Annotated in this window: 17 protein-coding genes; 9 read left to right on the plus strand and 8 right to left on the minus strand. The window is 70.0% G+C overall.

What is annotated here, in order from left to right:
* Positions 1-2: 2 nt before the first annotated feature.
* The 4 genes from ACSMXR_RS19465 to ACSMXR_RS19480 all read right to left on the minus strand — a co-directional run bounded on the left by ACSMXR_RS19465 (position 3) and on the right by ACSMXR_RS19480 (position 5,584).
* The gene (locus ACSMXR_RS19465; RefSeq protein WP_473169521.1) at positions 3-974 is read right to left on the minus strand and encodes a Yip1 family protein; all 972 of its coding nucleotides are present in this window, start codon (positions 972-974) and stop codon (positions 3-5) included.
* Between the two features lie 118 nt (positions 975-1,092).
* Positions 1,093-2,250 (minus strand): FG-GAP repeat domain-containing protein, encoded by a 1,158-nt coding sequence (locus ACSMXR_RS19470; RefSeq protein WP_473172407.1) that lies wholly within the window; start codon positions 2,248-2,250, stop codon positions 1,093-1,095.
* 316 nt (positions 2,251-2,566) lie between these two features.
* Positions 2,567-4,834 carry a heterodisulfide reductase-related iron-sulfur binding cluster gene (locus ACSMXR_RS19475; RefSeq protein ID WP_473169522.1) on the minus strand — a complete coding sequence of 756 codons (2,268 nt, stop codon included), beginning with the start codon at positions 4,832-4,834 and terminating at the stop codon, positions 2,567-2,569.
* 96 nt (positions 4,835-4,930) lie between these two features.
* Positions 4,931-5,584: a sugar transferase gene (locus tag ACSMXR_RS19480; protein ID WP_473172408.1), complete on the minus strand. Its 654-nt coding sequence runs from the start codon at positions 5,582-5,584 to the stop codon at positions 4,931-4,933.
* A gap of 495 nt (positions 5,585-6,079) precedes the next feature.
* Here ACSMXR_RS19480 and dnaK point away from each other — a divergent pair, with 495 nt between their 5' ends.
* The 4 genes from dnaK (at position 6,080) to ACSMXR_RS19500 (ending at position 10,324) form a co-directional block, all read left to right on the plus strand.
* Complete coding sequence (gene dnaK, locus ACSMXR_RS19485) at positions 6,080-7,936, plus strand: molecular chaperone DnaK (protein ID WP_137229836.1); 1,857 nt, start codon at positions 6,080-6,082, stop codon at positions 7,934-7,936.
* Complete coding sequence (grpE, locus tag ACSMXR_RS19490) at positions 7,933-8,586, plus strand: nucleotide exchange factor GrpE (RefSeq protein ID WP_137229838.1); 654 nt, start codon at positions 7,933-7,935, stop codon at positions 8,584-8,586. Before dnaK ends, grpE begins: the two co-directional genes overlap by 4 nt.
* 96 nt (positions 8,587-8,682) lie before the next feature.
* Positions 8,683-9,870, plus strand: coding sequence for a molecular chaperone DnaJ (dnaJ, locus tag ACSMXR_RS19495; protein ID WP_473169523.1), 1,188 nt, complete (start codon positions 8,683-8,685; stop codon positions 9,868-9,870).
* A gap of 1 nt (position 9,871) precedes the next feature.
* A complete protein-coding gene (locus tag ACSMXR_RS19500; RefSeq protein WP_007452885.1) occupies positions 9,872-10,324 on the plus strand; it encodes a heat shock protein transcriptional repressor HspR in 453 nt (150 codons plus the stop codon).
* Between the two features lie 95 nt (positions 10,325-10,419).
* Here the strand turns inward: ACSMXR_RS19500 and ACSMXR_RS19505 are convergent, their stop codons facing one another.
* Both ACSMXR_RS19505 and ACSMXR_RS19510 read right to left on the minus strand, forming a co-directional pair.
* On the minus strand, positions 10,420-10,944 hold the full coding sequence (locus ACSMXR_RS19505; protein WP_473169524.1) for a hypothetical protein: 525 nt from the start codon (positions 10,942-10,944) through the stop codon (positions 10,420-10,422).
* A 138-nt stretch (positions 10,945-11,082) separates the two neighbouring features.
* Positions 11,083-12,087, minus strand: a complete 1,005-nt coding sequence (locus tag ACSMXR_RS19510) for a helix-turn-helix transcriptional regulator (RefSeq protein WP_170994434.1) — start codon at positions 12,085-12,087, stop codon at positions 11,083-11,085.
* Positions 12,088-12,196: 109 nt separating this feature from the next.
* On the opposite strand from ACSMXR_RS19510, the gene ACSMXR_RS19515 reads away from it, so the two are divergent.
* Together ACSMXR_RS19515 and ACSMXR_RS19520 are read left to right on the plus strand one after the other, a co-directional pair.
* Complete coding sequence (locus ACSMXR_RS19515) at positions 12,197-12,445, plus strand: hypothetical protein (protein WP_137229844.1); 249 nt, start codon at positions 12,197-12,199, stop codon at positions 12,443-12,445.
* Positions 12,442-12,762: a Rieske (2Fe-2S) protein gene (locus ACSMXR_RS19520; RefSeq protein WP_003967571.1), complete on the plus strand. Its 321-nt coding sequence runs from the start codon at positions 12,442-12,444 to the stop codon at positions 12,760-12,762. Before ACSMXR_RS19515 ends, ACSMXR_RS19520 begins: the two co-directional genes overlap by 4 nt.
* 140 nt (positions 12,763-12,902) lie before the next feature.
* Here ACSMXR_RS19520 and ACSMXR_RS19525 read toward each other — a convergent pair whose 3' ends face one another.
* Positions 12,903-13,304 (minus strand): pyridoxamine 5'-phosphate oxidase family protein, encoded by a 402-nt coding sequence (locus ACSMXR_RS19525; RefSeq protein ID WP_473169525.1) that lies wholly within the window; start codon positions 13,302-13,304, stop codon positions 12,903-12,905.
* A gap of 145 nt (positions 13,305-13,449) precedes the next feature.
* Between ACSMXR_RS19525 and clpB the strand changes: the two genes are divergently transcribed.
* Positions 13,450-16,035 (plus strand): ATP-dependent chaperone ClpB, encoded by a 2,586-nt coding sequence (gene clpB / locus ACSMXR_RS19530; protein ID WP_137229846.1) that lies wholly within the window; start codon positions 13,450-13,452, stop codon positions 16,033-16,035.
* Between the two features lie 159 nt (positions 16,036-16,194).
* Positions 16,195-16,740, plus strand: coding sequence for a type III secretion system chaperone family protein (locus ACSMXR_RS19535; RefSeq protein ID WP_137229848.1), 546 nt, complete (start codon positions 16,195-16,197; stop codon positions 16,738-16,740).
* A gap of 92 nt (positions 16,741-16,832) precedes the next feature.
* On the opposite strand, the gene ACSMXR_RS19540 is transcribed toward ACSMXR_RS19535, so the two are convergent.
* Positions 16,833-18,029 carry a pyridoxal phosphate-dependent aminotransferase gene (locus tag ACSMXR_RS19540; RefSeq protein WP_473169526.1) on the minus strand — a complete coding sequence of 399 codons (1,197 nt, stop codon included), beginning with the start codon at positions 18,027-18,029 and terminating at the stop codon, positions 16,833-16,835.
* A gap of 1,112 nt (positions 18,030-19,141) precedes the next feature.
* Between ACSMXR_RS19540 and ACSMXR_RS19545 the strand changes: the two genes are divergently transcribed.
* A complete protein-coding gene (locus tag ACSMXR_RS19545; protein WP_030082045.1) occupies positions 19,142-19,663 on the plus strand; it encodes a DUF2617 family protein in 522 nt (173 codons plus the stop codon).
* Positions 19,664-19,709: the final 46 nt, after the last annotated feature.

The following is a 19,709-nucleotide window of genomic DNA, read 5'->3' on the forward strand; positions in this document are numbered from 1 at the left end:
GCTCAGATCGTGCCCAGCTTGATGATCGACAGCAGCGCGATCAGCTGGATCGCCGATGCGCCCAGCGCCTTCGGCCACGGCAGGTCGTGCGACTTGCTGACCATCGACGTGAACAGCGCCCCCGCCGCCAGCCAGGTCAGCCAGCCCATGATCTGGACCAGCGAGTTCTCGCCGCCCAGGAAGAGGGCGAAGAGCAGCCGCGGGGCGTCGGTCATCGACATGATCAGCATCGACAGGCCCACCGTCGGCTGCCACGAGCCCGTGCCGCCGAGCTGGCGGGCCAGGGTGTGGGTCACCGCGCCGAGGACCAGGCCGCCGATGACGAAGCCGATGCCGGTGAACAGGACGTACGGGATGGCCGTCGAGATCGTCGCGTTGATCGCTTCTTCGCGGGCCTGGTCGAAGCCGAACAGCGCGAGCAGACCGTAGACGAAGGTGACGACCAGCGCCGGGCCCCAGACCGGGTAGTCCCGCATCTGCCAGAACGTCGGACCCGGGCGGGTCACGATGCCGGTCAGCAGGTCCTTCCAGCGCAGCCGCGGGCCCGCCGGCTGGGCGGGGGCGGAGCCGGCGCGGTAGGTGTTGCCGTCGCCGTACGGGTCCTCGTCGACGCGGAACGCCTGTGTGTGACCCGGGTTGTTCGCGTACGGGTCGTGGGGCGCGGGGTCGGCGTAGGGGTCGCCGAAGTACTCCGGTTCGCCGTGGCCGCCGTGGCCGTGCTGGCCGCCGTGCCCGCCGTAGCCGCCCTGTCCGCCCTGGCCGTGTCCCGCGTAGCCGCCGTCGTTGTACGAGGGGGCCTGCGGGTTTCCGTACGGCGGTGGCGCGGCGCCGTTGGCCGGGCCTCCTGCCGTCGGCCACGGCTGAGCACCGTACGGCGGCTGTGGTGCCTGCCCTCCGTACGGCTGCTGCCGCTGCTGCTGCGGTTGTTGCGGGGTGCGGTTGTCCCGGCCGCGTCCGATCCTGAATCCAGCCACCCGTCGAACGTACCTGGTCCCCGGGGGTGGGGAGTGGGGGCCGGGGGAACCCGTCCGCCATTGCGGCCGAGCTGTGACATCCCCTAGGGGCCGCACCCCGGGGCCCGGGAGGGGGAGTTCAGGGGAGGAACAGCTTCGTGGAGAAGGTGACGGCGGGCTCGGCCGTGTTACCCGCCGTGTAGAGGGCGATCAGGTCCTGCCGCTCGCCGCGGTACGTCCGCACCACCGTGTCCGGCTTCTTGTCGCCGTCGTAGTCGCCGTGGTCCAGGAGGGCGGTGCGGGTGGCGCCCGTCGTCTTCAGCGGTGCGGTGGGGAGGTCCTCCGCGGCGAACGCGTACGCGCTGCCGGGACCCGCCGGGCCCTTCGCGGAGCCGAGGAGGAGGGTGCCCTTGCCCGCCTGTCCGGGGGCGTGCGGGCGGGCGGCGGCGACGAGGTCGTCGTAACCGTCCTTGTTGGCGTCGGTCCTGGGCTCGGGGGCGTAGAGGTACGGGCCGCCGTCGGGCAGCAGTTCCGCGCCGCGCGGGGCCCCGGTGCGGGTGAAGGGGCCGTGCAGGAAGGTGACCTGGCCGGCGCTGGCGGTGACCGCGAGATCGGCCCTGCCGTCGCCGTCGAAGTCGCCGCACACCGGCTGCTCGGGCCACTCGTTGCCGAACCGGGCCTGCTGCGGGATGCGTACGGTGACCGCCTTGCCCGTCAGGCCCTGCGGCGAGCCGAAGAGGATCTGGAGGGGGACGGGCGGGGCGCCGATGCCGTTGTACGGGGGGTCGGTGGAGACGATCAGATCGGTGAAGCCGTCCCGGTCCAGGTCGCAGGCGGCCTCGGAGTCGAACGCGGCGGGCAGGGTGTCGCCGGACTTCGCCGCGTTCGCCCGGGCGCTCAGGAGTTGCCGGGCGGCCGGGTCCAGGGGGCGGTCGCGGTCGCCGGAGCCGTACACGATGCCGATGCCCGCGTCGTCGCCGTGGCTGTCCTCGGGGGCCTTCACCAGGTCGTCGATGACCAGGTCGCGGTGGCCGTCGCCGTTGAAGTCGTACGGGACACGGCTGCCGGTGCCGCGCGGGACGGGGGTGCTCACCGTCTCCGCCTGGGCCTGGGTACGTGACTGGGACCGGGACTGGGCCGCCGGCGGGGTGTCGCCGTTCTTGCCGTTGGACGCGGAGGACGGGCCCGCGCAGGCCGTGAGCGCCAGCAGCAGGGCCGTACAGCCCGCGGCGAGGGCGGCCGTCACCCTGCTGGTGACCGCTGCCTGCGGGTGCTCGGTGCTGGTGCGTGGGCGCACGGGGGCCTCGTTCGTCGGTCGTCGGTCGTGAACCGGTGTCCCCGCCGCCGGGGAGGTGTTCCAGGAGGTGTTCCGGGAGCTGTGGCGGTAGCCGTCGCAGTTCCAGGAGGTGTTCCGGGAGCTGTGGCGGTAGCCGTCGCGGGTTTCTCCGGGGCACATGATGCTCCAGATACGTCGTCGCGTACATGTCCGAGTTCACAGTTCGCCTGCGGCGGTCGTCACGTCCGGCAGGCGGGGCCCCGGGTCCCGGGCACGGAAAAGCGGCCGGTCCTGCCCCCGAGGCAGGTCTGGCCGCTCATCGCGTCGATGCGCTACATCACTTTGCCGGTTCGGGCTCCGGCGCGTCCACCTGCTCCTGCTCGCCCGCGGGGTCGGCCGGCGTCTTCACGGACTCCAGGAGGAGCTGCGAGACGTCCACGACCTGGATGGACTCCTTGGCCTGGCCGTCGTTCTTCTTGCCGTTGACCGAGTCGGTCAGCATGACGAGGCAGAACGGGCAGGCGGTGGAGACGATGTCCGGGTTGAGGGCGAGGGCTTCGTCGACGCGCTCGTTGTTGACGCGCTTGCCGATCCGCTCCTCCATCCACATCCGGGCACCACCGGCGCCGCAGCAGAAGCCGCGCTCCTTGTGGCGGTGCATCTCCTCGTTCCGCAGACCCGGGACCTTCGCGATGATCTCGCGCGGCGGGGTGTAGATCTTGTTGTGCCGGCCCAGGTAGCAGGGGTCGTGGTACGTGATCAGGCCCTCGACCGGGGTCACCGGGATCAGCTTGCCCTCGTCGATGAGGTGCTGGAGCAGCTGCGTGTGGTGGATGACCTCGTACTCGCCGCCGAGCTGCGGGTACTCGTTCGCGATCGTGTTGAAGCAGTGCGGGCAGGTCGCGACGATCTTCTTCGACGACTTGGGCTTCTTCGTCGTCTCGTCCTCGTCGTCCTCGCCGTACGCCATGTTCAGCATGGCCACGTTCTCCTGGCCGAGCTGCTGGAACAGCGGCTCGTTGCCCAGGCGGCGGGCGGAGTCACCGGTGCACTTCTCGTCGCCGCCCATGATCGCGAACTTGACGCCCGCCATGTGCAGCAGCTCCGCGAAGGCCTTGGTGGTCTTCTTGGCCCGGTCCTCCAGGGCGCCCGCGCAGCCGACCCAGTACAGGTAGTCGACCTCGGTGAGGTCCTCGATGTCCTTGCCGACGATCGGGACCTCGAAGTCGACCTCCTTGGTCCACTCGACGCGCGCCTTCTTGGCCAGCCCCCAGGGGTTGCCCTTCTTCTCCAGGTTCTTGAGCATCGTGCCCGCCTCGGACGGGAACGAGGACTCGATCATCACCTGGTAGCGGCGCATGTCGACGATGTGGTCGATGTGCTCGATGTCCACCGGGCACTGCTCGACGCAGGCGCCGCAGGTGGTGCAGGACCACAGCACGTCCGGGTCGATGACGCCGTTCTCCTCGGCGGTCCCGATCAGCGGGCGCTCGGCCTCGGCGAGGGCGGCCGCGGGAACGTCCTTGAGCTGCTCCTCGGTGGCCTTCTCGTTGCCCTCCATGTCCTTGCCGCCGCCGGCCAGGAGGTAGGGGGCCTTGGCGTGCGCGTGGTCGCGCAGCGACATGATCAGGAGCTTCGGCGAGAGGGGCTTGCCGGTGTTCCAGGCGGGGCACTGCGACTGGCAGCGGCCGCACTCGGTGCAGGTGGAGAAGTCGAGGATGCCCTTCCAGGAGAACTGCTCGACCTGGGAAACGCCGAAGGTGTCGTCCTCGCCCGGGTCCTCGAAGTCGATCTCCTTGCCGCCCGACGTCATCGGCAGCAGCGCGCCCAGGGCGACATCGCCCTTGGCGTTCCGCTTGAACCAGATGTTCGGGAAGCCGAGGAAGCGGTGCCAGGCGACACCCATGTTCGTGTTGAGCGAGACCGTGATCATCCAGATCAGCGAGGTGCCGATCTTGATCATCGCGGTGAAGTAGATGAGCGTCTGGAGCGTGCTGATGCTCAGCCCCTTGAAGGCGAGCACCAGCGGGTACGACACGAAGTACGCGGCGTCGTAGCTCTCGACGTGGTGGATCGCGCCCTCGAGCCCGCGCAGCACCAGGATCGCGAGGCCGATCGTCAGGATGATGTACTCGACGAAGTACGCCTGCCAGGCCTTCGAGCCCGCGAAGCGCGACTTGCGGCCGGCCCGGGAGGGCAGGTTCAGCAGCCGGATCACCATCAGTGCCACGATGCCCACGACCGTCATCAGGCCGATGAACTCGATGTACATCTCGAACGGCAGGAACGTGCCGATGATCGGCAGCACCCAGTCGGCCTGGAAGAGCTGGCCGTACGCCTGGAGCAGCGTGGGCGGCAGCGTCAGGAAGCCGATCGCGACGAACCAGTGGGCGAAGCCGACGATGCCCCAGCGGTTCATCCGGGTGTGGCCCAGGAACTCCTTGACCAGGGTGATCGTCCGCTGCTTGGGGTCGTCGGTGCGGCTGCCTGCTGGTACCGGCTGTCCGAGACGGACGAAGCGGTAGATCTGCGCGACGGCTCGGGTGATGAGCGCAACGCCGACGACCGTCAGCACCAGCGACACGATGATCGCGGCGAGTTGCATTTTGGGGGCTCCTCGGGCCTGCGAGAGCGGGGTCCAGTGGCTACTGCCCGCTACTACTAAGCAGTAACTTAATTAGTCTGTGCTGACACTATCCACTTAGTCCACCCCGCTGCAGCCGGGCGGGCGGTGATCTGTGTCGCTCAGGTGTGCCTTGGTTCGGCGGACCTTCCGGAGCCCCGATCGCAGGGGACCGCGTACGGCTTCGGCGAGGACCGCCAGATCGAGTACGACTCCATGGTGCTCTGCGTAGTGCTGGTCCAGCAGGGCGGGGTCGTCCCACGGCATGCCGGAGCGGGCGCGCACCTGGGCCAGTCCGGTCAGGCCCGGCCGCAATTCCTGCCGCCACCGCCGGGCCCCCGGCCCGGTGACGCGTGGGTCGCCCGGGGCCAGCGGGGCGGGTCCGACCAGGGAGAGTTCGCCGCGCACGACGTGCGGAAGCCGGGAGAACAGGTCCAGCCGGAGCCTGCGGGTGCGCAGGGTGCGCAGTTCGAAGACCCGGCCGCCCAGACCGGCCCGGGGTCTGCGGTCCCAGGCGCCGCCCGGGGCCTTCCGCGCGATCAGGGCGAGGGCCGTCACGGCGACGGCGGGGGCGGTCAGGATCAGCAGGAAGATGCCGAGGATCAGGTCCAGCGCGCGTTCGGCCGTCGTACGTGGCAGGAAGCGGTCAGCCAGCCGCCCGGCCCGGTCGGTGAGGCCGGCCAGGCGGGCGGCGGGGCGCGAGGGGAAGTGGCTCCTGGCCGTTCCGGTCACGGTCGGGCGGGGGTGGGGCTTTCCCTCGTACGGATGGGGGCCGCGCTCGTGCGGATGGGGCTTCTCCTCGTACGGATGGGGGGCGCGCGGCTCCGTGACGTTCGGCGCCGCGCGGGGTCGGGGTGGTCGGCCCTGGTTCCTCCGGCTCTTCCGGTTCTTCTGCCGTACGCGCGGCTTCCTCGCGTTCTGCATCGCGCCCGCCCGGGGTTCGAGGTTCGATGGTGTGACGATCCACGGTGAAACCTGCCGGTCGGTGACGGTTGTGACCGTCTCACGGCAATTTGTGACAGAACGATCCCATGGTGAGACGGTGGGGTGGGTGGTGCGCGAGGGGTGTGGCGTGCGCGGATGGGGTGGTGGGGCGCGCTGTCAGCGCAGATGTGCTCGGGATAAGCACTTAAGTTGAGTGTGGGCGACTCAGGTCTGTTGACTCCTGGGTCGGCGTCATGCATTCTTGAGTCAGATCCACTCAAGTAGTCAGTTGGAGGAATTGAAATGGCACGTGCGGTCGGCATCGACCTGGGCACGACTAACTCCGTCGTCAGCGTTCTCGAAGGCGGCGAGCCCACCGTCATCACCAACGCCGAAGGCGCCAGGACCACGCCGTCCGTCGTCGCCTTCGCCAAGAACGGCGAGGTGCTCGTCGGCGAGGTCGCGAAGCGCCAGGCGGTCACCAACGTCGACAGGACCATCCGCTCCGTCAAGCGCCACATGGGCACTGACTGGAAGATCGACCTGGACGGCAAGAGCTTCAACCCGCAGCAGATGAGCGCCTTCATCCTGCAGAAGCTGAAGCGCGACGCCGAGTCCTACCTGGGCGAGAAGGTGACCGACGCGGTCATCACCGTCCCGGCGTACTTCAACGACTCCGAGCGTCAGGCGACCAAGGAGGCCGGTGAGATCGCGGGCCTGAGCGTCCTGCGCATCGTCAACGAGCCGACCGCCGCCGCCCTGGCGTACGGCCTCGACAAGGACGACCAGACGATCCTCGTCTTCGACCTCGGTGGCGGCACCTTCGACGTGTCCCTCCTGGAGATCGGCGACGGCGTCGTCGAGGTGAAGGCCACCAACGGTGACAACCAGCTCGGTGGTGACGACTGGGACCAGCGCGTCGTCGACTACCTGGTGAAGCAGTTCGCCAACGGGCACGGCGTGGACCTGTCCAAGGACAAGATGGCTCTCCAGCGTCTCCGCGAGGCCGCGGAGAAGGCGAAGATCGAGCTCTCGTCCTCGACCGAGACCACGATCAACCTGCCCTACATCACGGCGTCCGCCGAGGGCCCGCTGCACCTGGACGAGAAGCTCACGCGCTCGCAGTTCCAGCAGCTGACCGCGGACCTCCTGGACCGCTGCAAGACCCCGTTCCACAACGTCATCAAGGACGCGGGCATCCAGCTCTCCGAGATCGACCACGTCGTTCTCGTCGGTGGCTCCACCCGTATGCCCGCCGTCGCCGAGCTCGTCAAGGAGCTGACCGGCGGCCAGGAGGCCAACAAGGGTGTGAACCCGGACGAGGTCGTCGCCATCGGCGCCTCGCTCCAGGCCGGTGTCCTCAAGGGCGAGGTCAAGGACGTCCTGCTCCTCGACGTCACCCCGCTGTCCCTCGGCATCGAGACCAAGGGAGGGATCATGACCAAGCTCATCGAGCGCAACACCACGATCCCGACCAAGCGTTCCGAGATCTTCACGACGGCCGAGGACAACCAGCCGTCCGTGCAGATCCAGGTCTACCAGGGCGAGCGCGAGATCGCGGCGTACAACAAGAAGCTCGGGATGTTCGAGCTGACCGGTCTGCCGCCGGCCCCGCGCGGTGTGCCGCAGATCGAGGTCGCCTTCGACATCGACGCCAACGGCATCATGCACGTCGCCGCCAAGGACCTCGGCACCGGCAAGGAGCAGAAGATGACCGTCACCGGCGGCTCCTCGCTGCCGAAGGACGAGGTCAACCGGATGCGCGAAGAGGCCGAGAAGTACGCGGAGGAGGACCACGCCCGCCGCGAGGCCGCCGAGTCGCGCAACCAGGGCGAGCAGCTCGTCTACCAGACGGAGAAGTTCCTCAAGGACAACGAGGACAAGGTCCCCGCTGACGTCAAGACGGAGGTGGAGACCGCTGTCGGCGAGCTGAAGGAGAAGCTCAAGGGCGAGGACTCCGCCGAGATCCGTACGGCCACCGAGAAGGTCGCGGCCGTCTCCCAGAAGCTGGGCCAGGCGATGTACGCCAACGCCCAGGCCGAGGGTGCGACCCCGGGCGCCGAGGCCCCGGGCGACGGTCAGGCCAAGGCCGCCGACGACGACGTCGTCGACGCCGAGATCGTGGACGACGAGAAGGACACCAAGGGCGGTGCGGCGTGACCGAGGAGACTCCGGGCTTCGAGGAGAAGCCCGACGTCCCCTCCGGCGCCACCCCTGATGACGCCGAGCCGAAGGCTGCCGCACCCTCCGAGGAGGAGGCGGCGGCCCCGGCCGGGGACACCGACCCGAGCGTCGGTCTGACCGCACAGCTGGACCAGGTACGCACCGCGCTCGGCGAGCGCACCGCGGACCTCCAGCGGCTGCAGGCCGAGTACCAGAACTACCGCCGCCGCGTCGAGCGGGACCGGGTGACGGTCAAGGAGATCGCTGTCGCGAACCTCCTGTCCGAGCTCCTGCCCGTGCTCGACGACGTCGGCCGCGCGCGGGAGCACGGCGAGCTGGTCGGCGGCTTCAAGTCGGTCGCCGAATCGCTGGAGACCACCGTCGCGAAGCTGGGCCTCCAGCAGTTCGGCAAGGAGGGCGAGCCCTTCGACCCGACGATCCACGAGGCCCTGATGCACAGCTACGCGCCGGACGTCACCGAGACGACCTGCGTGGCGATCCTGCAGCCGGGGTATCGCATCGGCGAGCGCACCATCCGCCCCGCGCGGGTGGCCGTCGCCGAGCCGCAGCCGGGCGCCACGCCCGCCGCGGCGAAGGAAGAGAAGAAGGCAGATGACGAGGAGAGCGGTGGCACCGAGGAGGTCTGACGGCAACGCGTCTGATCACCACGGTGCACACCGACCGGCCCGGCGGCCGGCCCACGGGCCGGCCGCTCGGCCGATCGTCCGGAAGGAGGGACGTCGATGAGCACGAAGGACTTCGTCGAGAAGGACTACTACAAGGTCCTCGGCGTCCCGAAGGACGCCACCGACGCCGAGGTCAAGAAGGCGTACCGGAAGCTCGCCCGCGAGTTCCACCCGGACGCCAACAAGGGTGACGCCAAGGCGGAGGAGCGCTTCAAGGAGATCTCCGAGGCGAACGACGTCCTCGGTGACCCCAAGAAGCGCAAGGAGTACGACGAGGCGCGCGCACTCTTCGGCAACGGCGGCTTCCGGGCCGGCCCCGGTGGTGCGGGCGGCAACTTCAACTTCGACCTGGGCGACCTCTTCGGCGGAGGCGCCCCGGGCGGCGGACAGGGCGGTGCGGGCGGCGGCTTCGGCGGCGGCGGTCTCGGCGACGTTTTCGGCGGGCTGTTCAACCGCGGCGGCACCGGCACCCGGGTCCAGCCGAAGCGCGGCCAGGACATCGAGTCCGAGGTGACGCTCAGCTTCACCGAGGCGGTCGACGGGGCCACGGTCCCGCTGCGGATGTCCAGCCAGGCGCCCTGCAAGGCGTGTTCCGGCACCGGCGACAAGAACGGCACCCCCAGGGTCTGCCCGACCTGTGTCGGCACCGGCCAGGTCTCGCGCGGCAGCGGCGGCGGCTTCTCGCTCACCGACCCCTGCGTCGACTGCAAGGGCCGGGGCCTCATCGCCCAGGACCCCTGCGACGTCTGCAAGGGCAGCGGCCGGGCGAAGTCGGCGCGCACCATGCAGGTGCGGATTCCGGCGGGCGTCTCCGACGGCCAGCGGATCCGGCTGCGCGGCAAGGGCGGTGCGGGCGAACGCGGCGGTCCGGCCGGCGATCTGTACGTCGTCGTCCACGTCGACGCCCACCCGGTCTTCGGCCGCAAGGGCGACAACCTCACGGTCACCGTGCCCGTCACGTACCCGGAGGCGACGCTCGGCGGCGAGGTCAAGGTCCCCACCCTCGGCGGTCCGCCGGTCACCCTGAAACTTCCCGCCGGCACCCCCAACGGGCGTACGATGCGCGCCCGGGGCAAGGGTGCGGTGCGCAAGGACGGCACCCGCGGCGACCTGCTGGTCACCGTGGAGGTCGCGGTCCCCAGGGACCTGGGCCAGGAGGCCAGGGACGCCCTGGAGGCCTACCGGAAGGCGACCGCGGACGAGGACCCGCGGGCGGAACTGTTCCAGGCTGCGAAGGGAGCTTGAGATGGACGGCCGTCGACGCAATCCGTACCAGCTGACCGATGAGACCCCGGTGTACGTGATCTCGATCGCGGCCCAGCTCTCGGGCCTTCACCCGCAGACGCTGCGCCAGTACGACCGTCTCGGCCTGGTCTCCCCGGACCGTACGGCCGGGCGCGGCCGGCGCTACTCGGCCCGTGACATCGAGTTGCTGCGCACCGTGCAGCAGCTGTCGCAGGACGAGGGCATCAACCTCGCGGGCATCAAGCGGATCATCGAGCTGGAGAACCAGGTGGCCGCGCTCCAGCAGCGCGTCGCCGAGCTCTCGGCGGCGGTGGACGGTGCGGCGGTCGCCATGCAGCAGCGCGAGGCCCAGGTGCACGCCTCGTACCGCCGGGACCTGGTGCCGTACCAGGACGTGCAGCAGACCAGCGCGCTGGTGGTCTGGCGGCCGAAGCCGAAGCGGCCGACGGACTAGCGGGGGACCCTTCAGCGGTCGCCGACGGGGCCGGGAGAGCGTTCAGTCGCTCTCCCGGCCCCGTCCGCGTGTCCGGGGGCGTGGGGCGGCGGGGCCTACGGCAGGAACTCGCTGATCGCTTCGACCGCCATCATCCACATCGGCTGGCCGCCGGTGCCGAACGCGGCGGCCAGGGCGTAACCGATCGCCGCGTCGAGCGGCTCGACGGCGGCCCCGTCGCGCCACTCGGCGATCACCCGCCGGTCGCCGTTCGAGGAGAAGTCCCCGATGTGCTTGCCGTCGCGGGTCAGCCGGCTGCTCGGGATCGAGTCGGGCACGAGGCGGTAGGACGTACCCGCGCAGCGGACGTCGACCCGGTAGGAGCGGCGGCGGAGCTTGCCCTTCCCGGGCTTGATCGTCGCGTCCCGGCCGTCGACGGTGAGGGTGAGCCGGCGCGGGTCGCGGGTGCCGATGACGATGTGGTCGTCGGCCTCGGCGCCGGGGGCGCGGGTGAGGACGACGCGGGGGATTCCCTCGCCGCTCACGATGAGCATCTCGTCCTGCTCGCCGGTGAGTTCGACCAGGATGTCCCCGTGGTGGTCGTCCTCGACGGCGGCGGGCAGGGGGGTGGTGTCGGTCATCCGGTCTTCGTGGTCCTTCGGTCGCGCGGGAGATGTTCGCCAGGTCGGTCAGGACTGGCGTTCGGAATTCTCGCAGGACGCGACGGCGGCGGCCCGGCCCGCCCCGAGCGGGCGTCCGGGAGGATCACGTCCGGGTCGTCAGGAATCCGCTTCCAGGATTCCCGACCGCGCGATCAGATAGCCGAGTTGCGCCCGGCTGTTACTGCCGAGCGCGGCGCTGAGTTTGGCTATGTGGGCGCGGCAGGTGCGGACGTTCATCCCGAGGCGGCGGGCGATGGCCTCGTCGACGTGCCCCTCGACCAGCAGTTTGGCGATGGAGTGCCGTACGCCGGAGATGCCTTCCGGGCCCGGGTCGTAAGGAATCTGATCCTGCAGAGGGACCGCGCGTTGCCAGAACTGTTCGAAGACCCTGACGAGATATTTCACGATGCCGGGATGGCGCAGTTCGAGGGCCACGCTCCGGTCGTCCGTGGCCGGGATGAACGCGACGGTGTGGTCGAAGATCATGAGGCGTTCTATGAGTTCTTCGAGAGTCCGGATCTCCATCTTGCTCTCCGCCATGCGGGCGACGTAGTTGAGAGTCCCCTGACTGTGGCGGACGGTGTGCTGATAGAGGGTGCGCATGGAGACGCCGCGCTCGATGAGCGTGTTTCCGCGCTCCATGGCGATGTTCAGCGCGTCTTCGCTCCGCCCGCCTCCGGGCTGGATGGTGAGCACCTCCGACTGGCACTCCGAGAGGGCGAGCGCTATGGAGGCGTTGATGCGGTTGACGCCTTCGAGGACCGTGATCGCGTGAGTGATCGGTGGAGCCTGGGTGCTGACGGCCATGAAGGGCTCGAACGCCTCGGTGAGTTCCACCGAGAGTCGTCTTCGCTCCTGGATCTCCCGCTCGATGGGGTGAAGTCGTTGCGTGAGAGCCGCATACGCCGGTACCGGACGCAACCATGTGGGATCGTCGGGGTCGGGATGCAGTAGGGCGAGCTCCAGCAGGCACGGCGCTGCTTCCGCTTCGGCGCGGGCTATCTTTCCCACGCTCAGCGCGCTCGTGTAGAGCCGCGCCCCCTCGTCGCACAAAGTGGTGACAGAGTGGGGATGTGTCGCTTTTGTTCTATTCGTGGTCAATTCTCCACCCCCCAGGAACATGCATCAGCAGGAACATGATGCATCGATTCTGTGGTTTGACGTGCCTTGATGAGCCATCGTCTTGTCATGCGGGGGAGAGGAAACCTTGGAAGTGAGGACGAAGCCCACTATGAGTAAGAAAATGCTTCGCTCGGTGCTTGCCGTGGCCTTCTCCGCCGGGCTGGTCTCCGTGGCTCTCGGGGCCCTGAGCCTGGAAGGAGATGGCGACCGTGCGATCGGAGTCTCGTCGCATGCCGCACCGCCGCCTGACCTGGCCTGGGATACGGCGCCTGCGAAGCAGGCGGGAGCCGCTGAAGGCATCGGCGTGCCGCCCGACATGGGCTGGGACTTTGCCCCGGTCGAAACGGACCGCGCATGAGCACCCCGCCGGACGACCGCACCTTCCGGCGTGAGATGGCTACGGCCTATCGCTCAGGGTGGCATTTCATCGATCTGCTCACGGCCCTCCCCCGCCGTGGCGACTCGTTGATGGTCACCCTGTTCGGAGAGCCGATCGTCGTGGTGATGGAAGAGGACGAGGACGTCCGCGCCTATCGCTGTCTCCGTCGGCCCCGTGGGGCGCCGCAGCCGGTCCGCTGCGCCGTCAGGTACGGCATGATCTTCGTCAATCTCGATCAGCGGGACCACGAGCTGTTCGACGCAGAACCCCTTTCCGCCACCCCCCGCAGTGCCTGAGCGATTCCCCCGTCGTCACCTGTCGCTCCAGGCGCTTCCCCCACACAGCGGCGCCACCGTGACCTGAACACGGTGGCGCCGTTGTGCTGTTCCGGGCCGGAACCGGAAGCGGGAACCCGGCCGTTCGCGGCCGGACGGTCTCAGGCCTTGCCGAGCGCCCGGTCGAGGGTGATCTCGATGACGACCCGGGTCGGGTTGATCCGCGGCGGACGGCCGTAGCGCTCCTCGTGGCGGGCCTCCGCGTCCCTGACGGTCTCCGGCTCGGTGCGGACGACCGCGCGGCCCTCCAGGGTCGCCCAGCGGGCCCGGTCGATCTGGCAGACCGCCACGCGTGCCCCGTCGGGGCCGGCCGCGCGGATGTGGGCGACCTTGCGGCTGCCGCCGTCGGTGATCACGCGCGCCACCCCGGCCTCCGGGTCGTACGTCACGCACACCGGGACCACGTGCGGCGTGCCGTCCGGGCGGGGGGTCGTCAGCGTGGACAGGTGGCTCTCGCGCCAGAACGCGACGTATTCGGGGGAGGGGTTGCGTACGTCTGCCATGGGGGCAGCGTACGAGGCCGGGTCTCGGGTGCCCGCGGCGCGTGCGATCAGTGCCTTGAGTGGAATAGACTCAACTTTGTGCACGTTGATTAAGTCAATGCACGACGTATGTCTGACCCCCAGCTGCGAGGAGGAGTAACCACACGTGGACGCCGAGCTGACCAACAAGAGCCGGGACGCCATCAACGCGGCCACCAACCGGGCCGTGAAGGACGGGCACCCCGATCTCACCCCCGGACACCTGCTGCTCGCGCTGCTGGAGGGGCAGGACAACGAGAACGTCACCGACCTCCTCGCCGCCGTCGAGGCCGACCAGGCGCTCGTGCGCGGCGAGACCGAGCGGCTGCTCGGCGGGCTGCCCAGCGTCACCGGGTCCACCGTGGCCCCGCCGCAGCCCAACCGCGAGCTGCTCGCCGTCATCCAGGACGCCGCCCAGCGGGCGAAGGAGCTGGGCGACGACTACATCTCCACCGAGCACCTGCTCATCGGGATCGCCGCGAAGGGCGGCCGTGCCGGTGAGATCCTCGAAGGGCAGGGGGCCGGCGCCAAGAAGCTGCTGGCCGCATTCGAGACGAGCAGGGGAGGGCGCCGGGTGACCACACCCGACCCGGAGGGCCAGTACAAGGCCCTGGAGAAGTTCGGCACCGACTTCACGGCCGCCGCGCGCGAGGGCAAGCTGGACCCGGTCATCGGCCGTGACCAGGAGATCCGCCGCGTCGTGCAGGTGCTGTCGCGCCGGACGAAGAACAACCCCGTGCTCATCGGTGAACCCGGCGTCGGGAAGACCGCCGTCGTCGAGGGGCTCGCCCAGCGCATCGTCAAGGGCGATGTGCCGGAGAGCCTGAAGAACAAGCGGCTCGTCTCGCTCGACCTCGGCGCGATGGTCGCCGGAGCCAAGTACCGCGGCGAGTTCGAGGAGCGGCTGAAGACCGTCCTCTCCGAGATCAAGGAGAGCGACGGCCGGATCATCACCTTCATCGACGAGCTGCACACCGTCGTCGGCGCGGGCGCGGGCGGCGACTCCGCCATGGACGCGGGCAACATGCTCAAGCCGATGCTGGCCCGCGGCGAGCTGCGGATGGTCGGCGCGACGACGCTCGACGAGTACCGCGAGCGCATCGAGAAGGACCCCGCCCTGGAGCGCCGCTTCCAGCAGGTGCTGGTCGCCGAGCCCTCCGTCGAGGACACCATCGCGATCCTGCGCGGGCTCAAGGGCCGTTACGAGGCCCACCACAAGGTGCAGATCGCGGACTCGGCGCTGGTGGCCGCCGCCACCCTCTCCGACCGTTACATCACCTCCCGCTTCCTCCCCGACAAGGCCATCGACCTCGTCGACGAGGCCGCCTCCCGGCTCCGTATGGAGATCGACTCCTCGCCGCTGGAGATCGACGAACTCCAGCGCTCCGTCGACCGGTTGCGCATGGAGGAGCTGGCGCTCAAGAACGAGTCCGACGCCGCCTCCAAGCAGCGTCTGGAGAAGCTGCGCCGCGACCTCGCCGACAAGGAGGAGGAGCTGCGCGGCCTCAACGCCCGCTGGGAGAAGGAGAAGCAGGGCCTCAACCGGGTCGGTGAGCTCAAGGAGCGTCTCGACGAGCTGCGCGGCCAGGCCGAACGCGCCCAGCGCGACGGTGACTTCGACGCCGCCTCCAAGCTGCTGTACGGGGAGATCCCGGGCTTGGAAAGGGAGTTGGAGGAGGCCGCCGAAGCCGAGCAGGAGGCGTCCAAGGACACCATGGTCAAGGAGGAGGTCGGCCCGGACGACATCGCGGACGTCGTCGGCGCCTGGACCGGCATTCCGGCCGGCCGGCTGCTGGAGGGCGAGACCCGGAAGCTGCTGCGGATGGAGAGCGAACTCGGCAAGCGGCTGATCGGGCAGAGCGAGGCCGTGCAGGCCGTCTCCGACGCCGTACGGCGGACCAGGGCGGGCATCGCGGACCCCGACCGGCCCACCGGCTCGTTCCTCTTCCTCGGGCCCACCGGCGTCGGCAAGACCGAGCTGGCCAAGGCGCTCGCGGACTTCCTGTTCGACGACGAACGGGCCATGATCCGCATCGACATGAGCGAGTACGGCGAGAAGCACAGCGTCGCCCGGCTCGTCGGCGCCCCGCCCGGTTACGTCGGGTACGAGGAGGGCGGCCAGCTCACCGAGGCCGTCCGCCGCCGCCCGTACAGCGTCGTGCTCCTGGACGAGGTGGAGAAGGCCCATCCCGAGGTCTTCGACATCCTGCTCCAGGTCCTCGACGACGGCCGGCTCACCGACGGCCAGGGCCGCACGGTGGACTTCCGCAACACCATCCTCGTCCTCACCTCCAACCTCGGCAGCCAGTTCCTCATGGACCCCCTGGTCAAGCCCGAGGTGAAGAAGCAGCAGGTGCTGGAGGTGGTGCGGGCCTCCTTCAAGCCGGAGTTCATCAACCGGCTCGACGACCTGGTGGTCTTCTCGGCGCTCTCCGGCGACGAGCTGGCGCACATCGCCGGGCTCCAGATCGACCGGCTGGCGGCCCGGCTGGCCGACCGGCGGCTCACCCTGGAGGTCTCGCCCGAGGCGCTGGCCTGGCTCGCCCAGGAGGGCAACGACCCGGCGTACGGGGCGCGGCCGCTGCGCCGGCTCATCCAGACGGCGATCGGCGACCGGCTCGCCAAGGAGATCCTGTCCGGTGAGGTCCGCGACGGTGACACCGTACGGGTGGACCGGGCCGAGGACGGACTGATCGTCGGCCCCGCCTCGTAACCGCCGGTCACCGGCCGTCGCAGGCTGTGGGCGAAAGCCCGGCGGATCCCGCTCCCACGCGCTGTCTGTCAGCTTGTGGCGGATCGGGACCGCCGGGGCTTGCCATGCCCCGCCCGCCATGGGAGAGGATGGCCGCCAACCGCACGAAGGGAAATAACGGTGAGCATCGATCCGTCCTCGATTCCTAATTTCGGGGGCCAGCCCGAACCGCAGGCGGCAGGACCGGAGGGCCCCGTCGTCCCTGACCAGGACCTCGTCAAGCAGCTCCTGGACCAGATGGAGCTGAAGTACGTCGTCGACGACGAGGGCGACCTCGCGGCGCCGTGGGAAGAGTTCCGGACGTACTTCATGTTCCGGGGCGAGGACGAGCAGCAGGTCTTCTCGGTCCGTACGTTCTACGACCGCCCCCACGCGCTCGACCAGCGTCCCGTCCTGCTGGACGCGATCGACGACTGGAACCGTCGCACCCTGTGGCCCAAGGTCTACACCCACGCCCACGAGGGCGAGGAGGGCGAGGCGGGCTCCGTCCGGCTGATCGGTGAGGCGCAGATGCTCATCGGCACCGGCGTCAGCCTGGAGCACTTCGTCTCCTCGACGGTGAGCTGGGTGCGCGCCTCGATCGAGTTCGACAAGTGGCTCGTCGAGCGCCTCGGCATCGAGCCCGCCGAGGACAAGAAGGACGGCGAGGAGCCCGCGGGCGCCTGACGCCACGGTTCCGCACGGCAACGGCCCGGGCAGCGGTCATCGCGACCGCCGCCCGGGCCGTTCCCGTACCCCCGTTCCCGTATCCCCGGGTCTCACCCCAGCCGGGCCAGCCGCTCCACCGCCTCCTCCAGCACCTCGTCCTTCTTGCAGAACGTGAACCGGACCTGGCTGCGCCCCGCCTCCGGATCGTCGTAGAAGACCGAGTTCGGCACCGCCGCCACCCCGCAGCGCTCCGGCAGCGCGCGGCAGAAGGCGTAGGCGTCCTCGTCGCCGAACGGGGCGATGTCGGTCGTGATGAAGTACGTCCCCTCCGGCTCGTACACCCGGAAGCCCGCGGTGCGCAGGCCCTTCGCCAGCAGGTCGCGCTTGCGGCGCATGTCCTCGCGGAAGCCGGTGAAGAAGGCGTCGGGCAGGGCGAGCGCCTCGGCGATCGCGTACTGGAACGGGCCGCCGCTGACGAAGGTCAGATACTGCTTCGCCGCGCGCACGGCCGCCACCAGGGGCGCGTCCCCGGTGACCCAGCCGATCTTCCACCCGGTGTACGAGAACGTCTTGCCGGAGGAGGAGATGGAGACCGTGCGCCCGCGCATCCCGGGGAGCGCGGCGATCGGGTGGTGCGCCCCCGTGAAGACCAGGTGTTCGTAGACCTCGTCGGTGACCACCAGCAGATCGTGCTCCACCGCGAGGTCCGCGATGCCCGCCAGTTCGTCGGGGGTGAGGACCGTGCCGGTCGGGTTGTGCGGGGTGTTCAGGAGCAGCAGGCGGGTGCGCGGGGTGATCAGGGTGCGCAGTTCGTCGAGGTCCGGGCGGAAGTCCGGGGCGCGCAGGGTGAGCGGTACGTGCGTCGCGCCCGCCATCGCGATGCAGGCGGCGTACGAGTCGTAGTACGGCTCGAACGCGATGACCTCGTCGCCCGGTTCGAGGAGGGCGAGCAGCGAGGCGGCGATCGCCTCGGTGGCCCCGGTCGTCACCAGGACCTCCGTGTCCGGGGACCAGCTCAGGCCGTAGAAACGCTCCTGGTGGGCGGCGACGGCGTTGCGGAGCTCCGGGACGCCGGGGCCCGGCGGGTACTGGTTGCCGTGGCCGGCGCGCAGCGCCCGTACCGCCGCCTCCCGGATCTCCTCGGGGCCGTCGGTGTCGGGGAAGCCCTGGCCGAGGTTGATGGAGCCGGTCCGCACGGCCAGCGCGGACATCTCGGCGAAGATCGTCGTACCGAACGCGGCGAGGCGGCGGTTGAGCAGCGGTCGTTCCTGCGCCGGGTTCCCCCGGGTCGCTCGTCCCTGTGTCATGGGCGCCATCCTGTGCCGAAGCTCTGGAGTTGCTCAAGTCCGCTTTGGCGCCCGAACGGGCGGGGCATCCCCCTGTCACACAACAACGGGGAAGCGACGGGGGACCTCGCTTCGGGGGAAGAAAGGCGGGTGGGGGCCATGGGCGTCTTCATCGCGATAGTGATCGCCGCGGTCGTCGTCGGAGGGCTGGTGGCCGTCCTGCGGAAGACCGGTGGCGGGAGCGGCTCGGCGTCGAGGTCCGGACGTCGGCGTTCCGCGAGCAGTTCGTCGGCCGGTGGCGCCGGCGCCGGCTGGTGGGCGGGCGGCACCGACTCGGGCTCGTCCTGCGGAAGCGGCGACTCCGGCGGCTCCGGCGGACATTCGGGCGGGCATTCGGGCGGGCACTCCTGCGGTGGCGGCTCCTCGTGCGGTGGCGGCGGCGGGGGTTGCGGAGGCGGCGGCAGCTGACAGGCCGCCCCGCCGGCGGCAGCTGACGGGGGCACGGGCCGCCGGGGCGGTCGCGGCAACGGGAAGCGTCGGGGGACCTCGCTCCGGGGGAGAGAAAGGCGGGTGAGCGGCAATGGAGATCGTCTTGACGGTGCTGCTGCTGGGGGCGCCGGTGGTGGGCGCTGTGTGGCTCGTGTGGGGAATGGTGCGCGACAGCGGCCGGGATGCCGGCGGGGGAGGCGCCTCTGCTTCCGGCGGCGGAGGCACGCGTCCTTCCGGCGGGAGCCGGCACTCCGGCGGTAGCCGGCGCTCCGGTGGGCACTCGTGCGGGGGCGGGGGCGGCTGCGGTGGGGGAGGCGGTGATTGACCCGGCCGTCGAAGGTCACCCACAGTGACCCGGGACCGGGCGTCCGGAGGGTGAACTCCCTTCGGACGCCTTTTCGTTGAGCGACGCGGGTGTTTTTGGTTGAACAAGTGAACCCGTGGGCCCCCGAGGGGATGGAAACCACGGCAAGTTGGGCGAAAACGCTGTGAGTGCGGCGTACTTCGTGATTCCCTCGTCGAAGAGAACATTCAGCCCTCGGACCCCAGTTGGACCGGATCGGGCGCTCCCCACCTCCCACGCGCAGTCACCCGGGGGCGTCCTGCTGTCCCTGTGCGTCCATGTGTGTTTGCGGAGCCCACCCATGCTCACCACCCTCCAGACGGCCTATTCCGATACCCGCGCCGCCGACCTGGCCTGGACGCTGGGCCGGGAGCCGCTGCCCGCCCTGGCGGTCCTCGATCTCCGGCTCGACGGCGCCGAACTCCAGCTGAGGCTGCTCGGCGCCTCCCACCAGGTCCTCCTCCAGGAGGACCGCGGAGTCTGCTCCGAGACCGTGGCCTGTATGCCCGGCAGCAGCACCCCCCTGCCCCTCGGCGTCGCGAAGCGGCTCGGGGACTGGGAGTACGAATTCGCCGCGCGCGTGGAGACCCTGACCCAGGGGCAGTTCGCCGGGCGGGCGCAGGAACTGCTCGCCCTGGTGAGCGACCACCCGCACGGACTGGCCGGCACCTTCCCCGGCAGCCCGTACGCCTTCACCGCGATGCTCGCCCAGCGCACCGAGGGCCAGGTGCGGTGGCGCACCTGGCACGCGTATCCGCAGGAAGGGCAGTTGGTGGTGACCCGGACCCGGGTGGGGGTGCGGATTCCCGCGCCCGCGGCCTGAGCGGCAGGGGCACTTACACCCGTGTGGGTGACAAGGTGCGACGGTG

The organism is Streptomyces sp. DSM 106670, assembly GCF_055792845.1.

Excerpts from the sequence above, each read along its gene's own strand:
- ACSMXR_RS19475 (WP_473169522.1), bottom strand. The coding sequence starts at position 4,834 with ATGCAACTCGCCGCGATCATCGTGTCGCTGGTGCTGACGGTCGTCGGC.
- dnaK (WP_137229836.1), top strand. The coding sequence starts at position 6,080 with ATGGCACGTGCGGTCGGCATCGACCTGGGCACGACTAACTCCGTCGTC.
- dnaJ (WP_473169523.1), top strand. The coding sequence starts at position 8,683 with ATGAGCACGAAGGACTTCGTCGAGAAGGACTACTACAAGGTCCTCGGC.
- ACSMXR_RS19500 (WP_007452885.1), top strand. The coding sequence starts at position 9,872 with ATGGACGGCCGTCGACGCAATCCGTACCAGCTGACCGATGAGACCCCG.
- ACSMXR_RS19505 (WP_473169524.1), bottom strand. The coding sequence starts at position 10,944 with ATGACCGACACCACCCCCCTGCCCGCCGCCGTCGAGGACGACCACCAC.
- ACSMXR_RS19510 (WP_170994434.1), bottom strand. The coding sequence starts at position 12,087 with ATGTTCCTGGGGGGTGGAGAATTGACCACGAATAGAACAAAAGCGACA.
- ACSMXR_RS19515 (WP_137229844.1), top strand. The coding sequence starts at position 12,197 with ATGAGTAAGAAAATGCTTCGCTCGGTGCTTGCCGTGGCCTTCTCCGCC.
- ACSMXR_RS19520 (WP_003967571.1), top strand. The coding sequence starts at position 12,442 with ATGAGCACCCCGCCGGACGACCGCACCTTCCGGCGTGAGATGGCTACG.
- ACSMXR_RS19525 (WP_473169525.1), bottom strand. The coding sequence starts at position 13,304 with ATGGCAGACGTACGCAACCCCTCCCCCGAATACGTCGCGTTCTGGCGC.
- ACSMXR_RS19540 (WP_473169526.1), bottom strand. The coding sequence starts at position 18,029 with ATGACACAGGGACGAGCGACCCGGGGGAACCCGGCGCAGGAACGACCG.
- ACSMXR_RS19545 (WP_030082045.1), top strand. The coding sequence starts at position 19,142 with ATGCTCACCACCCTCCAGACGGCCTATTCCGATACCCGCGCCGCCGAC.